The sequence below is a fragment of the Corynebacterium sp. HMSC05D08 genome, assembly GCF_001807215.1.
GTDB classification, from domain to species: Bacteria; Actinomycetota; Actinomycetes; order Mycobacteriales; family Mycobacteriaceae; genus Corynebacterium; species Corynebacterium striatum.
In genome coordinates this window covers 1-15,645 of the sequence record NZ_KV788299.1, presented here as the reverse complement: position 1 = coordinate 15,645, position 15,645 = coordinate 1, and the positions used below count along the sequence as shown (strand labels likewise).

Sequence of the window (15,645 nt, the reverse complement as noted above, 5' to 3'; positions counted from 1 at the left end):
GGGTCGCGAGTTCGAGTCTCGTCATCCGCTCCAACACATTAGTGTGTGAGGCGGTATCGCCACGGTGGAATGGCCGAGTGGTGAGGCAACGGTCTGCAAAACCGTGCACACGGGTTCGATTCCCGTTTCCACCTCAATTTTTTGACGCGTTTATGAGCGTTGAGCGCGATTAGCTCAGCGGGAGAGCGCTTCCCTGACACGGAAGAGGTCACTGGTTCAATCCCAGTATCGCGCACTAGGTGCTTAAAGCACCTAGTGGGGTCCGATAAGGATCCCAAATGCGGATGTAGCGCAGTTGGTAGCGCATCACCTTGCCAAGGTGAGGGTCGCGAGTTCGAGTCTCGTCATCCGCTCCACTGGAAGCCTTCCATGCATTGCGCAGGAAGGCTTCTTTTTGATCCCTCCTAGTGTCTGTTACTTAGTCCTTAGTCCTAAGCCCTTATAAGGGGAATATAGGCTGCGGATCGTGTGATGGGACACATTTTCAATAGTTGGGGGAACTTAACCGAGGAAGCCTGCGACTACTATGCAGCTGTCGCTAAAGCTGAATAATTTTGCTGCGCGGTTTACTTGGTGAAAAGAGCCACGGCCTCCACAACCGAGGCTTTGCTCTCGCCCATTGACCAAAGCGCGAAATTAACTACTGCGAGTGCGGCGGCTATAGCATGTGATCGATAGTTCGCACCCCGCCTTAAGAGGAGGCTTTCATGCATTTTCGCCGTTCAGCCCGTATTTTTGCTGCAAGTGCTGCGGCATCGATGGTGGCTCTGACCGCTCCGAGCGCGCTCGCGCATGACTCGGTCATCGGCGGCAACGTCGTGAACGATGCTCCTCTTGAGGAGTTTCCACAGGAAATCACTTTGGAATTCTCGGCGGTACCTAAAGAAGGTTTCAATACCTTTGCCGTTACCAACACTAAAACCGGAGCTGTGCTTTTCGACGCCGAGCCGACCCTCAATGACCGTGAACTCACGGTCGAGGTGCCCGAAGACGTTAAACCAGGACCGGGCGAGTACCAGGTTGGTTTCCAAATAACTTCTTCTGATGGTCACGCTACTCGCGGCTCAGTACCTTTCACTGTGGCTGGTGAGGCAGGCAGCAATGAGGTAGCTGAATCCTCGTCTGCCGCCGATGCAGCCGATGCCGCAGACCCAAGTGGTCTGCCATCCGCTGCTAAGTGGGCTCTCGCCGCAGTAGCCCTCTTTGCCGTGGTAGCGGCCGTCATCATGGCAGGTGCGAAGATGCGCCGTAGCAACGATCTCAACTCCTAGATATAGAAGGATTTTTAATGAAGACCCGCAAGTTTGTTTTGTCTGCCGTTGCCGTAAGTGCTTTGGCTTTGGCTGGTTGCTCGAACAGTGAGCAAGATTCCACCGCTTCCTCCTCGCAAGAGTCCACGGCGGCAACCTCGGCTGCGTCCTCCTCTGCGACTTCTGGTGCTGAATCTAAGCACGCGGAAGCTGGCGACATTCATATCCATGACGGTGTCGTTCGCGCGATGGCTGAGGATTCTGACATGACGGCTATCTTCGGCAGCATCCACAACGGTTCTGATAAGGACATCACCGTGACCGGTTTTACTTCCTCGATTGAGGCTGACATGTACCAGATCCATGAGGTCGTAGATGGCGTCATGCGGGAAAAGAGCGGCGGCCTCAAGATTGCAGCTGGTGAGTCTGCTGAGTTGAAGCCAGGTGGTGAGCACCTGATGCTCATGGGCGTTAAAGAACCAGTCATGGCCGGCGAGAAGGTTGAGGTCACTCTGTTGCTTTCTGACGGCTCCAAGGTTGAGCTAGGGGAGCTGCCGGTTCGAGAAATTGGCGCTGGTGATGAGAACTACGGTGACATGTCCGGTCACCAGCACGGCCATGCTCACGGTTCTGGGATGAGTGGCGAGCACATGCACGGCGATCACATGAGCGAGGCGGCTAACACTAGCGAAGCAAAGCACGCTCACTAAGAGCATCGCTAGAAGGTCCACCGTCGAGGCATACCGTTTTAGGAGGAAACATCACGATGTCTGCAGAATCTACCCCAATCACCGCATCCTTCACCCCCAGCGAGACGGCAGGCAGCCCAGCCTCCTTGCCACCGCAATCGGGTGATGTGGCGCTTGCGCTCAGCCGCCGCGGACTTCTTGTGGGTGGCGCTGTAGCGGCGAGCGCGCTGGTAGTGGCGGGCTGCGCGGAGGGCAGTGAGTCTGCTGGACAAGACGCCGCGCCCGACGCCGCCCCCATCATGGGCGATGACATCGTGGCCTTCGACGGTGAGCACCAAGCAGGCATTGAGACCCCACCTCAGGCCCACGTAGCCTTAGTGGGTTTCAACCTCAAAACGAAGACCACCGCACGAGGTGCTAAGGCGCTCATGCGTTTGTGGACTGAGGACGCACGCCGCCTGTGTACGGCTGAAAATCCAGTCGGCAGCCTCGAAACCGAGCTGACTCAGACACCGGCCAGCCTCACCATCACGTGCGGCTGGGGCGAAGGCTTCTTCGCCAAGACAGGGGCCGAAAAGCCTGAATGGCTGGGCGATGTTCGTAAATACAGCCGCGATAAGCTCCGTCCGGAGTGGGGCCAGACCGACGTGGTTCTGCAGATTTGCAGTGATGATCCCTTAACCACCGCATTCGTAATGCGGCACATGACTCGAGCTAGCTCAAGCTATGCGGAAACAGCTTGGGTACAGCAGGGCTTTGGCCACGCCAATGGTTCGGCTGCAAAAGGGGAGACTGCCCGTAATCTCTTTGGGCAGAAAGACGGCACGGTGAATCCTCATACGCACGAGGAATTCATGGACCAAGTCTGGATCGACGAAGGTCGTTTCGCCGGCGGAACCGCCATGGTGGTCCGTCGCATCCACATGAACCTTGACACCTGGGAAGAACTCGATCGTGCCGCGCGTGAGGCATCCACTGGTCGCAAGCTCGACACCGGTGCGCCAATGCACGGAACGGATGAATTCGACCCAGTAGACCTTGAAGCCCGCGACTCCTTTGGATTGAAAGCCATCGATCCGTCCTCGCACGTCGCCCGCGCCCATCCGCCAAAAGACCACCCAGAGCAGAAGATTCTGCGCCGACCTTTCAACTTCAACTTGGCACCATCGCCAGATAACCCGGGCGAGTTAAGCAACGCCGGCCAGATTTTCATCTGCTTCCAGAAGGATCCAACCAAGCAATTCGAGCCCATCCAGGCCCGCCTTGATGAGCAGGATCAGCTCAATACATGGATTACACACATCGGCTCCGCCATGTATTACGTACCTGCCGGAACCTCAGGCGGGTCGTACTGGGGCGAATCGTTGCTTGAGACCTAGGCAGGGTAGACTTTCACGCTGTAACTCTTGAATTAGCTTTGGTCGGCCAGGTATGTCGATCGAAGCGTGAGCGCATAAGGAGCGCAACTAGTCATGGCGGAAATGATTCCAGCTGTACCAGTGAACTATGAGCCTTTTAAGGTGCCTGCTGGCACTGCAGTAGGCGCAGCGATGCGAGAGCTTGAGCTCCCCAACAAGGGGCCCGAGGCAGTCGTCGTCGTTCGCGGCACCGATGGAGTGCTCTACGACCTTTCGCACACCCCGGCAGTCGACGCAGAGTTCACTCCTGTCGCGGCTAGCGAGGAGGACGGCCGCGCCGTCATCCGCCACTCCACCGCACACGTGATGGCACAGGCTGTGCAGGCCGAGTTCCCTGGCACCAAGTTGGGCATCGGTCCGGCCATCGAGAACGGCTTCTACTTCGACTTTCAGACCGATGAGCCCTTCACCCCTGAAGCGCTGAAGGCCATCGAGAAGCGCATGAAGAATATCATTAAAACTGGCCAGCGCTTCGAGCGTCGCGTTTACTCTTCCAACGAAGAGGCAGAGGCCGCACTTGCCGACGAGCCCTTCAAGCTCGAACTCATTCAGGACAAGGGCAACGTCGACCCAGATTCTGATGAAGCAGCAGAGGTGGGCGCAGGCGATCTCACGCACTACGACAACATCAACCCGCGTACCGGCGAGGTCGAATGGTTTGACCTGTGCCGTGGCCCGCACCTGCCAACCACCAAGTACATCCCGGCTTTCACTCTGACCCGTTCTTCGGCTGCTTACTGGCGCGGTGACCAGTCAAAGGCTGGCTTGCAGCGCATCTACGGCACGGCTTTCGAGTCCAAGGAGGCCCTCGAGGCCTACCAGCACATGATCGCTGAGGCTGAGAAGCGCGATCACCGCCGTCTGGGCCAGGAGCTTGACCTTTTCTCCTTCCCGGACGAGATTGGCTCCGGCTTCCCGGTCTTCCACCCTAACGGCGCCGTTGTGCGCATGGAGATGGAAGAACACTCCCGTCGTCGCCACATCCAGGACGGCTACTCCTTTGTTTCCACCCCGCACCTGACCAAGGGTGACCTGTTCAAGAAGTCCGGCCACCTGGACTTCTACGCCGACGGTATGTTCCCGCCGATGCAGCTCGATGGTGAGTACGACGAGGACGGCAACTGCACCAAGCAACCGCAGGATTACTACGCGAAGCCGATGAACTGCCCGATGCACAACCTCATCTTCGCATCCCGTGGCCGTTCCTACCGCGAGCTTCCGCTGCGCCTTTTTGAATTCGGTACGGTCTACCGCTACGAGAAGTCCGGCGTTATCCACGGTCTCACGCGTGCGCGCGGCTTTACCCAGGATGACTCCCACATCTACTGCACCCCGGAGCAGCTGGAAGATGAGCTGACCAAGGTCTTGGACTTCATCATCTCCTTGCTCAAGGATTATGGCTTGGATGACTTCTATCTGGAGCTGTCCACTAAGGATCCGAACAAGTACGTGGGCTCCGATGAGATTTGGGAGCGCTCTACTTCCATCCTGCAGTCCGTTGCTGAAAAGTCCGGCCTCGAGCTGGTTCCGGACCCAGCTGGTGCAGCTTTCTACGGCCCGAAGATTTCCGTTCAGGCACGCGATGCCATCGGTCGTACCTGGCAGATGTCCACGGTTCAGCTGGACTTCAACCTGCCGGAGCGCTTCGAGCTGGAGTACACCGCGTCCGACGGCACCAAGCAGCGTCCGATCATGATTCACCGCGCGCTGTTCGGCTCCATCGAGCGTTTCTTTGGCGTGCTTCTCGAGCACTACGCCGGTGCTTTCCCAGCTTGGCTGGCCCCACATCAGGTCGTGGGCATCCCGGTCGCAGACGAGTTCTCGCCGCACCTCGAGGCCATCGCTGCGAAGCTGCGCAAGCGCGGCATCCGTGCCGATGTGGATACCTCTGACGACCGCATGCAGAAGAAGATCCGCAACCACACCACCGGCAAGGTGCCTTTCATGCTGCTCGCCGGCGAGCGCGACGTCGACGCCAACGCCGTCTCCTTCCGCTTCCTGGACGGTTCGCAGGTCAACGGCGTGCCGGTGGATGAGGCTATCGAGCTCATCGCCGCATGGGTTGCTGAGCGCATCAACGAACAGCCGAACGAAGAGTTGATCAGTGCACGACGCTAACGAGCAATACGTCGATTCCGGGGCAGGGGAACCAGACCGCCTTGAGCGGCTGTGGGCTCCCTACCGAATGGCGTATATCTCGAAGCGTTCGAAGGACCCCTTCGTTGAGGCTCCCAAGGGCAGCGATGAGGACGGGCTGATTATTGCCCGGGGCGAGTATGTCTACGCTTTGCTGAACCTTTTTCCCTATAACTCGGGACATTTAATGGTGGTGCCTTATCGCAAGGAATCCCAGCTGGAGAACTTGACTCTAGAGGAATCCCACGAGCTGATGGCCTTCGCCCAAAAGGCGGTACGTGTTTTAAAGCGCGTGTCCAAGCCGGAAGCAATCAACGTGGGCTTCAACCTGGGCAAGGCGTCTGGCGGTTCCGTGGGAGATCACTTACATTTGCATGTGGTTCCCCGGTGGGCCGGTGACAGCAACTTTATGACTGTCTTGGAGGGCACTAAAGTGTTGCCTCAGTTATTACAAGAGACTCGCGCCCTTTTGGCCCAAGGCTGGCGGGAGATCGATGAGGAGGATTCGCATGCTTAGCGTTCACGGGCGAAAGCCAGCGGCAGTCGTCGTGGAACCCGTGGCAAAGCTGTTTCTGAAGATGGGGCTGACCCCCAACATGGTCACCATCGTCGGCACTCTTGTCACCATTGCTATCGCAGTCGTCTGCATTCCTCTGGATCACCTGTTCGCGGCAGCGGTGCTCTCTGGTCTCTTTGCGGCCTTCGACATGCTTGACGGCACGATGGCGCGCATGACCACGGGCGGGTCCAAGTTTGGCGCGACTCTCGACGCCTCCTGTGATCGCATCACCGACGGCGCCCTGTTTGCTGCCATCTTGTACTGGCTGGTCTACGTCGATAACGCTCGCCCCATCCACGTGGTGGCCTGCCTCATCGTGCTGGTTTCTTCGCAGGTCATTTCCTATATCAAGGCCCGCGGCGAGGCTTCTGGCTTCAAGATGGTCGGCGGTCTGATCGAGCGCCCAGAGCGCCTCATCATCGGCCTCGGCGGCATCGGCTTGGAGGGCCTGGGCGTTCCCGGCGCCATCGAGATCGCCCTGTGGATCCTTGTATTCGGTTCCATTTTTACCATCATTCAGCGCATGGTCCAGGCCGCCCGCCAGGACACGAAGGCCCGCTTCACCCCAGATCTTTAAGGATTAACGCCCATGGCCCTTGTTCCTGGACTAAACCGCGAACAACTGGCTGCCGCCGGCTATTTAGCCGGTTGGCGGCTGGTGCGTTTGTTGCCGGAGAAGTGGGCCAAGCGCCTTTTTGACTGGGGTGCAGACCGCGCCAGCGATGATGGCCGAGGCATGGAGCAATTGCGCCAAAACTTAGCGCGAGTGGTGGGCCCAGAAAACGTCACGCGCGAGTTGGTGCGCAATTCTATGCGTTCCTATATGCGCTACTGGCGGGAGGCATTCTGCCTGCCGTCGATCCATCAGGACCCGGATCTGCACGCCAAGCTGCTTTCCGGTTTGCAGGGCTTAGAGAACTTCGACGACTCCGTGGCCCGCGGCAAAGGCGTCATCCTCACGCTTCCACACACTGGTAACTGGGACATGGCCGGGGTGTTTCTGGTGGGCCACTATGGCCAATTCACAACGGTTGCAGAAAGGCTCAAGCCGGAGGTGCTTTTCGACGCCTTCGTGGACTTCCGCGAGTCCCTAGGCTTTGAGGTTCTCGCTCTGACAGGAGAGAAGACCTCACCTTTTGGCCGACTCAAGGAAGTCTTGGAAGCAGGTGGTGTGGTCTGCCTGTTGGCCGAGCGCGACCTCACTCGCACTGGCGTCACGGTCGACTTCATGGGCGAGGAAGCCAACATGGCTGCCGGACCGGCCCGCTTGGCCATGGAAACCGGGGCAGCATTGCACGTGGTCCACTCCTGGTTCGAGGATGAAGGCTGGGGCCTTTCCGTCAGCCCGCAGGTGGAGGTCACCAATGTGCAGGAGACCACCCAACGCCTGGCCGATGGCTTCGCCGCAAACATCAAGGCCCACCCGGCGGACTGGCATATGCTGCAGCCGCAGTGGAATGTAGACGTTAAACGCCGCGCGGCCGATCGCGCTGCACGCCGCGCAGCCAAGGACAAGCGTACGTCCCAAGAAAAGCTCGAAGATAACGGTAAAAAGTAAGGAAGTAGGCAGTAGTGCGTATCGGAATCGTATGCCCGTATTCCTTTGACGAGCCAGGCGGCGTGCAAGCCCACATCCTGGATTTGGCCACCGTCTTTATCGAGCAAGGCCACCACGTGGAGGTCCTTGGCCCGGCAGCGCCGGAGACACAGCTGCCGAGCTTTGTCATGAAGGGCGGGCGCGCGATTCCGATTACCTACAACGGCTCCGTGGCCCGCTTGTCCGTAGGCCCGCAGGTAAAGCGCAACGTCAAGAAGTTCATTGAACACGGCAACTTCGACGTGCTGCACATCCACGAGCCGAACTCGCCGAGCTACTCCATGGTGGCGCTGGCACAAGCCAAAGGTCCTATCGTCGCGACCTACCACGCCTCGGCTTCTAGCTCGCTCGTGCTGAAGCTGGCCAAGCCTTTCCTCACACCAATCCTGGAAAAGGTGCGCGGCGGCATTGCCGTCTCAGAGATGGCCCGCCGCTGGCAGGTAGAACAGCTAGGCGGCGACCCAGTACTTATTCCGAATGGCGTGGATACCTCCGTGTACGCGGCGGCCCGCAAGCGTGTCGCGGCGGATCGTGAACAAGAAAGCCAGCCAGGCCAATCCGGGCAGAAGGTGCCCGAGATTGTATTCTTGGGGCGTCTCGACGAGCCACGCAAGGGCCTGGATATTCTGCTGGAAGCCCTCACGATGGTGGAGACGGACGTCAAGGTCACCGTCATGGGCGGCGGCCGCCCGCGAGAGGTCGAGGGCGTGGACTTCGTTGGCCGCGTGAGCGATGTGGAAAAGGCGGAGATCCTCGGCCGCGCTGATATCTATGTCGCTCCTAACACCGGCGGCGAAAGCTTCGGCATCGTCCTGGTAGAGGCCATGGCCGCAGGCTGCGCGGTGGTAGCTTCCGATCTTGAGGCGTTTGCGGCCGTTTGCGACGCAGATTCTGAGACCCCCGCCGGTGCGTTGTTCCGCAACGAGGATGCCCGTGATCTGGCGCGGGTGCTCAACCTTGTGCTGCAGGACAAAGATAAGCGCAATGCTTTAATTGAAGCCGGTACCCAGCGCGCTCGCACCTACGATTGGGACCACGTGGCCGCTGCCGTGATGCAGGTTTATGAGACCGTGCAGGACGGAACTAAGGTCCGCACCAAGTAGCAGCGGGCGTTGCCGCCCTTTATCTACATCGGATTTAAGAGCAGGAAAAGACTATGGCAGTAGAACTGGTTATCGCGATCGTCGCGCTCGTGCTCATCTTGATGTGGGCCTATTTCACCGCGCAGCGGCTGAACTCGCTGCACATCCGCACGGATGCGGCTTTGGTGCAGCTGGAGGCCACCCTTGACCGCCGCGCCGCCGTCGTGGCAGCGCTAGCGCCGGAGCTGGAGGAGGTTGCCTCCCGCGCGGAGTCGAGCGAGCTTGCCCAGGGCCATTTTGAGACGCGTTCGGCCCACGAGCGGGCGCTGTCTATCGCGGTCAACGAGCGCTTTGCTGAGCGTCCCGCATTGCTTGCCGACGCCGAGGGGCGCATCCACCTTGCTCATCGCTTTTACAACGAAGCGGTCAGCGATACCCGCTCGCTACGCCTACGCCCCCTTGTGCGCATCTTCCGCCTGGGAGGTACGGCACCGCTGCCGGAGTTCTTCGAGATCAGCCAGCTACGGATTACTGAGTAGTTCCTGCTACTGAGCTTCTTGCTTGGTAGAGCTAGTATTTTCGCGCTTGAGCTCCAAGCGCAGCCAAGAGAAAGCAAGGCCTGTCATCACGAGGATGAGCATGTTGCGCGCCAGCAACAAGAAGGCAGGGAAGAGGCCGCCGCGGCCCGCGTCGAGCACCGAGTCATAGTTGAACGGGTAGACCAGTGTGCCCAGTGCCGCCGCAGCAAGCGTGCACAGTGCGAGGTTGCGCAGCACTGTGCCTACTTTTTCGTCGATATGTTGATGCGCAACTGATGAAGCATGCGGCCAGGCATCCTTGAGCGCTACCGCCAAGATTGGGCCGAGCCAGGTGATGTACTGGGTGGAAAAGACCTTGTTGCTGATAAATAGCAGGCAGATCATCGTGATGAAAAAGGCCAGCGTGCTGCGCGCACCCCAGTTGCCGTTGCGGAAGCGCATGAGTGCGAAACCGATGGCGAAAAACAGCATCGCCAAAGTCAAAACGTTGCTAAGAACTAACAGCGCGCTAACCCAAGGGCCGGTGATTTCAAAACTCTTGGAGGCAGCGTAGCTGATGGACCAAGTGTCCGGGAAAAGATGCGAGGCAAATACCGGAAGCGTTGCAGGTATCGATTCCACCTGCAGTCCGCGCACCTCTTGGTAGCGCAGCGGGGAGATAAGGCGCTCGACGTCATTGAAGGCGATGACGAGCAGGCAAATGCCCACGATGGAAGCGACGAACGCGCTAAGGCGCTGCCAAGTCGCACGGGCATTGAAGCGGCCAACCAGGCCTGCGGCGAGCACGCCCGGCCACAGCTTCATCGTGGTGGCAAGGCCAAGCAGCGCCGCCGCAAGCCGCGAGTTGCGGCCAAGAAGCACTCCTGCGGCAGCAACCGCCAGAGCCGGAAAAATATCGAGGCGCCAGACAAAGACCTGACCCACTGCGGTTCCAAAGATAACCCAAAACCATGCGGCGACGAAGGCCTGCGGCTTGCGGCGCCAGCCGTGAAGCAAGACCATGAGGAAAGCGGCGTCGACAAGCAGGCATAGCCCTGTAAAAATAACGGTAAAGCTGGTCTGATTCGGGCCGCTCAACCAGCCGACGAGAATCGAAGGCCACGTGCCAGGGGGCGGGTACTCTGTCATATCCGAGGAGTTCGCCCCAAAACGCCCGGAGAAGTAATAGGAGATATCTCCTAGCGGGACGTAATTCCATTTCAGTAGTCCGATGAGGATAAGCCGGAAACAAATCCAGCCAGTCCATACTGCTGGAACGGAACAAAAAATTTTCACCTAAGTGATGCTATTAGATGTTCGACTCGATAGTGGATTCGACATCGACGGGTGGCCCGAGCATCAGCAGAACGCCAAAGACCAGCGCAATGATTACGACGAACACGCTCAGAGTGCGCACTGGGAAGCGCACTACCTGGGCCAAAAGTTGCTCGGCAAGACCATGTGGCTGCTCAGAATCGTTAAAGCGCCAATGCGGCAGGAACTTATCGTGCTTGTCCACCCAAAGCGCAAACGGGAGCGCGGCAAAAGGTATGACCGAAACGATTAGCCCCAACATGCCCAGGCCAAAGGACCACTTGTTGTTGATCCACACCATGACGCCCACGACGATGAAGCAGAGGAAACCAAAACCGTGGATACCGCCAGCGATAGGAGTTAAAGCCTCCGTCACGCCGGAGTACTTCAAAACCATAGAGAAAATAAGAAATGCCCACGTGAACATCTCTAGGTAGGCAACGACGCGGTGCAAGCCAGCAGGGCGTAGAAATGTCATGCGGCATATCCTACGCGCTAGCCCGGCGCACAGGTAAAGTTGGCAGGGTTGCATGTGAAGAACGCACGTTAATGTTGCGCGTTGAGCAAAGAGAGGAGTCCCGCGTAGGTAATGGCTAAGGTGTGCGAGGTTATTGATTTAGCGCCGCTGAACGAAAAGGCTCAGGGTGATGTCTTTTCCGTGCCCATGGTTCCGTCCCAGATTGCGCGCACCTTTGGCGGGCAGGTGGTAGCCCAGGCGCTCGCTGCAGCCCAGCACACCGTTGAAGGAAAGCTCGTGCATTCCTTGCATGGCTACTTCGTGGGCCCGGGTGATGCCGCCGCGCCTGCGCGTGCTGAGGTAGAGCGCGTGCGGGACGGCCGCTCTTTTGCTACCCGTCAGGTGCGCCTCTTCCAAGATGATCGCCTGATTTTCATGCTCAACGCGGGTTTCCACATCGCCGATGACTTTGGTCCTGAGCACCAGGACGCCATGCCGGAGGTTATGGGCCCGGAGGAGGCTGCAGCCGCCGGCGGTGGTGCTCCTTATTCCACCCGCATCATCCTGCGCGAGTGGGAAGACTGGGATATCCGTTTGGTCCCGCAGGAAAGCCGTGACCCTGAACTTGCAGAAGCCACAGGCGCTGGGTTCCGCTACGTGTGGTTCCGCAACACCTCGCCAGAATTTGCGGCGTCAGCAAGCAGCCAGGATGCCCACTGTGCGGCACTTGCCTATATGTCTGACATGACCTTAATCCGTGCTTCGCTGCTGCCACATCAAGGCGAGCAAGTACAGCTTGCCAGCCTGGATCACTCGATCTGGTTCCTGCGTCCAGTGCGCGTTAATGAGTGGTTGCTGTATGTGCAGGAATCACCATCCGCGCAAAATGCGACCGGTTTGGCCACCGGAAAGATCTTTAACCAGGGCGGGGATTTGGTTGCCGTGGTGGTCCAGGAAGGGCTTACCCGAACCGTGCGCGAGGGCATGCAGATAGGCTCGCACAACGGCAATTGGCAAAACGTCTAGAAAAACACTTACTCAAACGCCGGAAAACGGTGGGGGCTGTTTTAACTGCTCTACGCCCGTCCGTATAATTGCAGGCAGTTTCATAGAGCCACAATGAAAGGGATGAAATGTCCGGACACTCCAAATGGGCTACTACCAAGCACAAGAAGGCTGCTAACGATGCCAAGCGCGGCAAGGAATTTGCCAAGCTGATTAAGAACATCGAGGTCGCGGCCCGCACCGGTGGTGGCGATCCGGCTGCTAACCCGACTCTCGATGACATGATCAAGAAGGCCAAGAAGGCCTCCGTGCCGAACGATAACATCGAGCGCGCCCGCAAGCGCGGCTCCGGCGAAGAGGCCGGCGGTGCTGACTGGGAGACCATCATGTACGAGGGCTATGGCCCGAACGGTGTGGCAATGCTCATCGAGTGCCTTACCGATAACCGCAACCGTGCAGCCACCGATGTTCGCACCGCAATGTCCAAGAACGGCGGCAACCTGGGCGAGTCTGGCTCCGTGGCCTACATGTTCTCCCGCACCGGCCTTGTCTTGGTCAACAAGGGCGAGCTGACCGAGGATGACGTCCTGATGGCAGTTCTGGAAGCAGGCGCTGAAGAGGTCAATGACCTCGGCGAGAAGTTCGAGGTAGTTTGCGCACCTGGTGATATTCCGGCAGTGAAGGAAGCCCTCACCGAGGCTGGTATCGAGGTCGACGATAATGACACCGACTTCCGTGCTTCCGTCGAGGTTCCGCTCGAGGCAAACGATGCCCGCAAGATCTTCCGCCTGATCGACGCCCTCGAAGATTCTGATGACGTGCAGAACGTCTACACCAACATGAACCTTTCTGAGGCTGTCTTGGCAGAACTCGAGCAGGACTAAACTGCTTGCTGTGGGATCTACACGCGCAGATTCTCACTAGACAAGGTCTAAACAAGGTTTAAAACGCGCCCGCGCATGATTGCACTGCTCGGGCGTGTTTGCGTTTTACTATCGCAGGCTCTCTGCCCCTGCACATTCTTAGAACATGTGTGTGTATGATTGACTGGACTGTGAATTCACTTTAGTTCTTTTCGCTGTTGCGCCCGTCTAGGCGCAAAGAGATTGTCCAGACTAGGAGGGGGTTAGCTGTGAATCTGGAAGGCCTGCGCGTCATGGGGATAGACCCTGGTCTTACCCGGTGTGGTCTTTCTGTGGTGCAAGCAGGGCGTGGTCGCTCGGTGATACCTGTGGCGGTCGGTGTTGCCCGTACCCCCAGCGATAAGGAGCTTACTGAGCGTCTTTTGCGTCTTTCCATAGCTGTCAAAGAGTGGATGGAGGACTACAAGCCGGATGTGGTTGCTATCGAGCGAGTCTTCGAACGTGGTGAAGTATCCACGGTGATGCAAACCGCGCACGTCGTTGGCGTGGTGGTCCTAGCCGCCGCTGAGCGCGACATTCCGGTGCATATGTACACCCCGTCAGAGGTGAAGAAGGCTATCTCTGGCAACGGCCGGGCAGACAAGAAGCAAATGACCGCGATGATTACGCGCATCCTTGGTTTGGGCGAACCACCCAAGCCGGCGGATGCCGCAGATGCCTTGGCCCTAGCAGTTTGTCACTGCTGGCGTGCCCCAGCCTTGGCTCGAATAGGGCAGAACACGGGCACATGGCCGAAGACGAGTGGCGTGAAAGGCCGGGCAAAGAAGCCGCGACCAGCCAGTAGCGTATAGCCGCGCTGACATACGCAGCGCTATGCCACACGCAAAATCTTGATAGAAAAATTACTGAGCTAGGAACTAGCAGAAAGAATAAAGAAAAGGAGCTGACGCTGTGATTGCATCACTACGCGGAACGGTGTTGTCCATCAGCCTTGATCATGCCGTCATCGAATGTGCTGGCGTTGGTTACAAGTTTCTTGCTACGCCAGTGACCCTCGGCACTTTGCGCCGGGGCGATGAAGCAACTGTGCTGACCTCGATGGTGGTCAAGGAAGATTCCATGACCCTTTACGGCTTTAGCAACGATGAGGACCGCGATATGTTCCACGTCCTCCAGACCGTCTCTGGGCTCGGACCCAAGCTGGCGCTGGCGGCGCTATCTGTTATGGGGCCAAGCCAGCTAGCTCAGGCCATTTCCTCCGGCGATGCGAAGACGCTGCAAACTATTCCGGGCGTCGGCAAGCGCATGGCAGAGCGCCTCGCACTCGAGCTGAGGGATAAGGTCAGCGCCTTTGCGCCTCAGGCCCAGCCAGGGCAGGAAGCCTCCGCGGCGGTGGCCCATGGGCCGGTGGTCGACCAAGTGGTGGAGGCACTCGTTGGACTCGGTTTCACCGACAAAGCCGCCCGTCCAGTCGTGGAGGGCATCGTGGCGGAGGAGTCAGCCGCAGAAACGGCGGTTGTCCTTCGTGGTGCACTGGCACAATTGGGACGTAAGAAATAGTCTCCGCTGTCAGAGTCAGCGCGCAACAATCTAAACAAAGGGTATAAAGACATGTCAGACGTAGAACGCACTGAGTTTCAGTTACCGGACGGCCTGGTAGCTGGGCAAAGCACTACCTCCAGCATGTCCGCGGCGCGCAATGCTGACGTCGATGCCACAAAGCAGCAAGGTGAACACGACATCGAGCGCTCCTTGCGCCCTAAGTCCATCGACGAGTTCATCGGCCAACCTAAGGTGCGCGAGCAGCTGTCCTTGGTGCTCAATGGCGCTAAGAATCGCGGCGTCACTCCAGACCACGTGCTGCTTTCGGGCCCACCCGGCCTGGGTAAGACCACCATGGCGATGATCATTGCCCAAGAACTTGGCACATCACTGCGTATGACATCGGGTCCAGCTTTGGAACGCGCAGGCGACCTCGCAGCGATGCTGTCGAACCTGATGGAAGGCGACGTCCTCTTCATCGACGAGATCCACCGCATCGCCCGCCCTGCGGAGGAGATGCTCTATATGGCGATGGAGGACTTCCGTATTGACGTCATCGTGGGTAAAGGTCCGGGTGCCACTTCGATTCCCCTGGAGATTCCGCCATTTACTCTCGTTGGTGCCACTACGCGCGCCGGCATGCTCACGGGACCGTTGCGTGACCGCTTCGGTTTTACGGCCCAGATGGAGTACTACGACACCGCAGATTTGACCAAGGTCATTACCCGTGCCGCCACCATTCTTGATGTGGAGATTGACCAAGACGCGGCGGTTGAGATTGGTTCTCGTTCACGAGGAACCCCGCGTATTGCCAACCGTTTGCTGCGACGAGTCCGTGACTTCGCTGAGGTAAACGGTGATGGACACATTGATCTAGCGGCCGCCCAAGGCGCCCTTGCTGTCTTCGACGTCGATGAAATGGGGCTAGATCGCCTCGACCGGGCCGTCCTGGAAGCCTTGATCAAGGGCCACGGTGGTGGCCCAGTCGGTGTAAATACCCTGGCTGTGGCAGTGGGCGAGGAGCCCTCCACTGTGGAGGAAGTGTGCGAGCCTTACCTTGTTCGTGCCGGCATGATTGCCCGCACAGGCCGCGGTCGTGTGGCAACTGCCGCGGCGTGGCGGCACATCGGTTTGGAACCGCCGGAGGGAACGCTAGGGGAGGTGCTCTTCTAGTGCAAGGGTGTGATGTCTATGGAGTTTTTGGTCACGGAGTCT

The 15,645-nt window shown here is 58.5% G+C and carries 16 protein-coding genes and 3 tRNA genes; 17 read left to right on the top strand and 2 right to left on the bottom strand.

Going from position 1 to position 15,645, the window contains the following annotated elements:
* Nucleotides 1-63 precede the first annotated feature (63 nt).
* From HMPREF3148_RS02210 to HMPREF3148_RS02155, 12 genes are all read left to right on the top strand, one after another.
* Nucleotides 64-134, top strand: a tRNA-Cys gene (locus HMPREF3148_RS02210).
* 29 nt (nt 135-163) lie between these two features.
* Nucleotides 164-235, top strand: a tRNA-Val gene (locus tag HMPREF3148_RS02205).
* 45 nt (nt 236-280) lie between these two features.
* A tRNA-Gly gene (locus tag HMPREF3148_RS02200) sits at nt 281-356 on the top strand.
* Between the two features lie 351 nt (nt 357-707).
* Nucleotides 708-1,271 carry a copper resistance CopC family protein gene (locus HMPREF3148_RS02195; RefSeq protein WP_049146474.1) on the top strand — a complete coding sequence of 188 codons (564 nt, stop codon included), beginning with the start codon at nt 708-710 and terminating at the stop codon, nt 1,269-1,271.
* A 17-nt stretch (nt 1,272-1,288) separates the two neighbouring features.
* Nucleotides 1,289-1,960, top strand: coding sequence for a copper chaperone PCu(A)C (locus HMPREF3148_RS02190; RefSeq protein ID WP_049146477.1), 672 nt, complete (start codon nt 1,289-1,291; stop codon nt 1,958-1,960).
* Between the two features lie 56 nt (nt 1,961-2,016).
* Nucleotides 2,017-3,318 carry a Dyp-type peroxidase gene (locus HMPREF3148_RS02185; RefSeq protein ID WP_240923076.1) on the top strand — a complete coding sequence of 434 codons (1,302 nt, stop codon included), beginning with the start codon at nt 2,017-2,019 and terminating at the stop codon, nt 3,316-3,318.
* A gap of 93 nt (nt 3,319-3,411) precedes the next feature.
* Nucleotides 3,412-5,475 (top strand): threonine--tRNA ligase, encoded by a 2,064-nt coding sequence (thrS, locus tag HMPREF3148_RS02180; protein ID WP_049063928.1) that lies wholly within the window; start codon nt 3,412-3,414, stop codon nt 5,473-5,475.
* Entirely contained in the window at nt 5,462-6,010 is a 549-nt protein-coding gene (locus HMPREF3148_RS02175; RefSeq protein WP_005529196.1) for an HIT family protein, read from the top strand. The genes thrS and HMPREF3148_RS02175 overlap by 14 nt, the downstream gene beginning before the upstream one ends.
* Nucleotides 6,003-6,629 (top strand): phosphatidylinositol phosphate synthase, encoded by a 627-nt coding sequence (gene pgsA, locus HMPREF3148_RS02170; RefSeq protein ID WP_005529197.1) that lies wholly within the window; start codon nt 6,003-6,005, stop codon nt 6,627-6,629. Before HMPREF3148_RS02175 ends, pgsA begins: the two co-directional genes overlap by 8 nt.
* Nucleotides 6,630-6,641: 12 nt before the next feature.
* Nucleotides 6,642-7,610: a phosphatidylinositol mannoside acyltransferase gene (locus tag HMPREF3148_RS02165; protein ID WP_049063930.1), complete on the top strand. Its 969-nt coding sequence runs from the start codon at nt 6,642-6,644 to the stop codon at nt 7,608-7,610.
* 14 nt (nt 7,611-7,624) lie between these two features.
* On the top strand, nt 7,625-8,752 hold the full coding sequence (locus tag HMPREF3148_RS02160) for a glycosyltransferase family 4 protein (RefSeq protein ID WP_070508614.1): 1,128 nt from the start codon (nt 7,625-7,627) through the stop codon (nt 8,750-8,752).
* A 53-nt stretch (nt 8,753-8,805) separates the two neighbouring features.
* On the top strand, nt 8,806-9,270 hold the full coding sequence (locus tag HMPREF3148_RS02155; protein ID WP_046645370.1) for a hypothetical protein: 465 nt from the start codon (nt 8,806-8,808) through the stop codon (nt 9,268-9,270).
* Nucleotides 9,271-9,276: 6 nt separating this feature from the next.
* On the opposite strand, the gene HMPREF3148_RS02150 is transcribed toward HMPREF3148_RS02155, so the two are convergent.
* Both HMPREF3148_RS02150 and HMPREF3148_RS02145 read right to left on the bottom strand, forming a co-directional pair.
* Nucleotides 9,277-10,545, bottom strand: coding sequence for a glycosyltransferase 87 family protein (locus tag HMPREF3148_RS02150; protein WP_070508613.1), 1,269 nt, complete (start codon nt 10,543-10,545; stop codon nt 9,277-9,279).
* 13 nt (nt 10,546-10,558) lie between these two features.
* Nucleotides 10,559-11,041, bottom strand: a complete 483-nt coding sequence (locus HMPREF3148_RS02145; protein WP_049192624.1) for a DUF3817 domain-containing protein — start codon at nt 11,039-11,041, stop codon at nt 10,559-10,561.
* A 111-nt stretch (nt 11,042-11,152) separates the two neighbouring features.
* On the opposite strand from HMPREF3148_RS02145, the gene HMPREF3148_RS02140 reads away from it, so the two are divergent.
* The 5 genes from HMPREF3148_RS02140 to ruvB all read left to right on the top strand — a co-directional run bounded on the left by HMPREF3148_RS02140 (nt 11,153) and on the right by ruvB (nt 15,603).
* The gene (locus tag HMPREF3148_RS02140) at nt 11,153-12,046 is read left to right on the top strand and encodes an acyl-CoA thioesterase (RefSeq protein WP_070508612.1); all 894 of its coding nucleotides are present in this window, start codon (nt 11,153-11,155) and stop codon (nt 12,044-12,046) included.
* Nucleotides 12,047-12,153: 107 nt separating this feature from the next.
* Nucleotides 12,154-12,909, top strand: coding sequence for a YebC/PmpR family DNA-binding transcriptional regulator (locus tag HMPREF3148_RS02135; protein ID WP_046645374.1), 756 nt, complete (start codon nt 12,154-12,156; stop codon nt 12,907-12,909).
* Nucleotides 12,910-13,157: 248 nt separating this feature from the next.
* Nucleotides 13,158-13,739: a crossover junction endodeoxyribonuclease RuvC gene (gene ruvC / locus HMPREF3148_RS02130; RefSeq protein WP_049063940.1), complete on the top strand. Its 582-nt coding sequence runs from the start codon at nt 13,158-13,160 to the stop codon at nt 13,737-13,739.
* A gap of 100 nt (nt 13,740-13,839) precedes the next feature.
* Nucleotides 13,840-14,448, top strand: coding sequence for a Holliday junction branch migration protein RuvA (gene ruvA, locus HMPREF3148_RS02125; protein ID WP_034656856.1), 609 nt, complete (start codon nt 13,840-13,842; stop codon nt 14,446-14,448).
* Between the two features lie 51 nt (nt 14,449-14,499).
* Nucleotides 14,500-15,603, top strand: a complete 1,104-nt coding sequence (ruvB, locus tag HMPREF3148_RS02120) for a Holliday junction branch migration DNA helicase RuvB (RefSeq protein ID WP_005529216.1) — start codon at nt 14,500-14,502, stop codon at nt 15,601-15,603.
* Nucleotides 15,604-15,645 lie beyond the last annotated feature (42 nt).

Excerpts from the sequence above, each read along its gene's own strand:
- HMPREF3148_RS02195 (WP_049146474.1), top strand. The coding sequence starts at position 708 with ATGCATTTTCGCCGTTCAGCCCGTATTTTTGCTGCAAGTGCTGCGGCA.
- HMPREF3148_RS02190 (WP_049146477.1), top strand. The coding sequence starts at position 1,289 with ATGAAGACCCGCAAGTTTGTTTTGTCTGCCGTTGCCGTAAGTGCTTTG.
- HMPREF3148_RS02185 (WP_240923076.1), top strand. The coding sequence starts at position 2,017 with ATGTCTGCAGAATCTACCCCAATCACCGCATCCTTCACCCCCAGCGAG.
- thrS (WP_049063928.1), top strand. The coding sequence starts at position 3,412 with ATGGCGGAAATGATTCCAGCTGTACCAGTGAACTATGAGCCTTTTAAG.
- pgsA (WP_005529197.1), top strand. The coding sequence starts at position 6,003 with ATGCTTAGCGTTCACGGGCGAAAGCCAGCGGCAGTCGTCGTGGAACCC.
- HMPREF3148_RS02165 (WP_049063930.1), top strand. The coding sequence starts at position 6,642 with ATGGCCCTTGTTCCTGGACTAAACCGCGAACAACTGGCTGCCGCCGGC.
- HMPREF3148_RS02155 (WP_046645370.1), top strand. The coding sequence starts at position 8,806 with ATGGCAGTAGAACTGGTTATCGCGATCGTCGCGCTCGTGCTCATCTTG.
- HMPREF3148_RS02145 (WP_049192624.1), bottom strand. The coding sequence starts at position 11,041 with ATGACATTTCTACGCCCTGCTGGCTTGCACCGCGTCGTTGCCTACCTA.
- HMPREF3148_RS02140 (WP_070508612.1), top strand. The coding sequence starts at position 11,153 with ATGGCTAAGGTGTGCGAGGTTATTGATTTAGCGCCGCTGAACGAAAAG.
- HMPREF3148_RS02135 (WP_046645374.1), top strand. The coding sequence starts at position 12,154 with ATGTCCGGACACTCCAAATGGGCTACTACCAAGCACAAGAAGGCTGCT.
- ruvB (WP_005529216.1), top strand. The coding sequence starts at position 14,500 with ATGTCAGACGTAGAACGCACTGAGTTTCAGTTACCGGACGGCCTGGTA.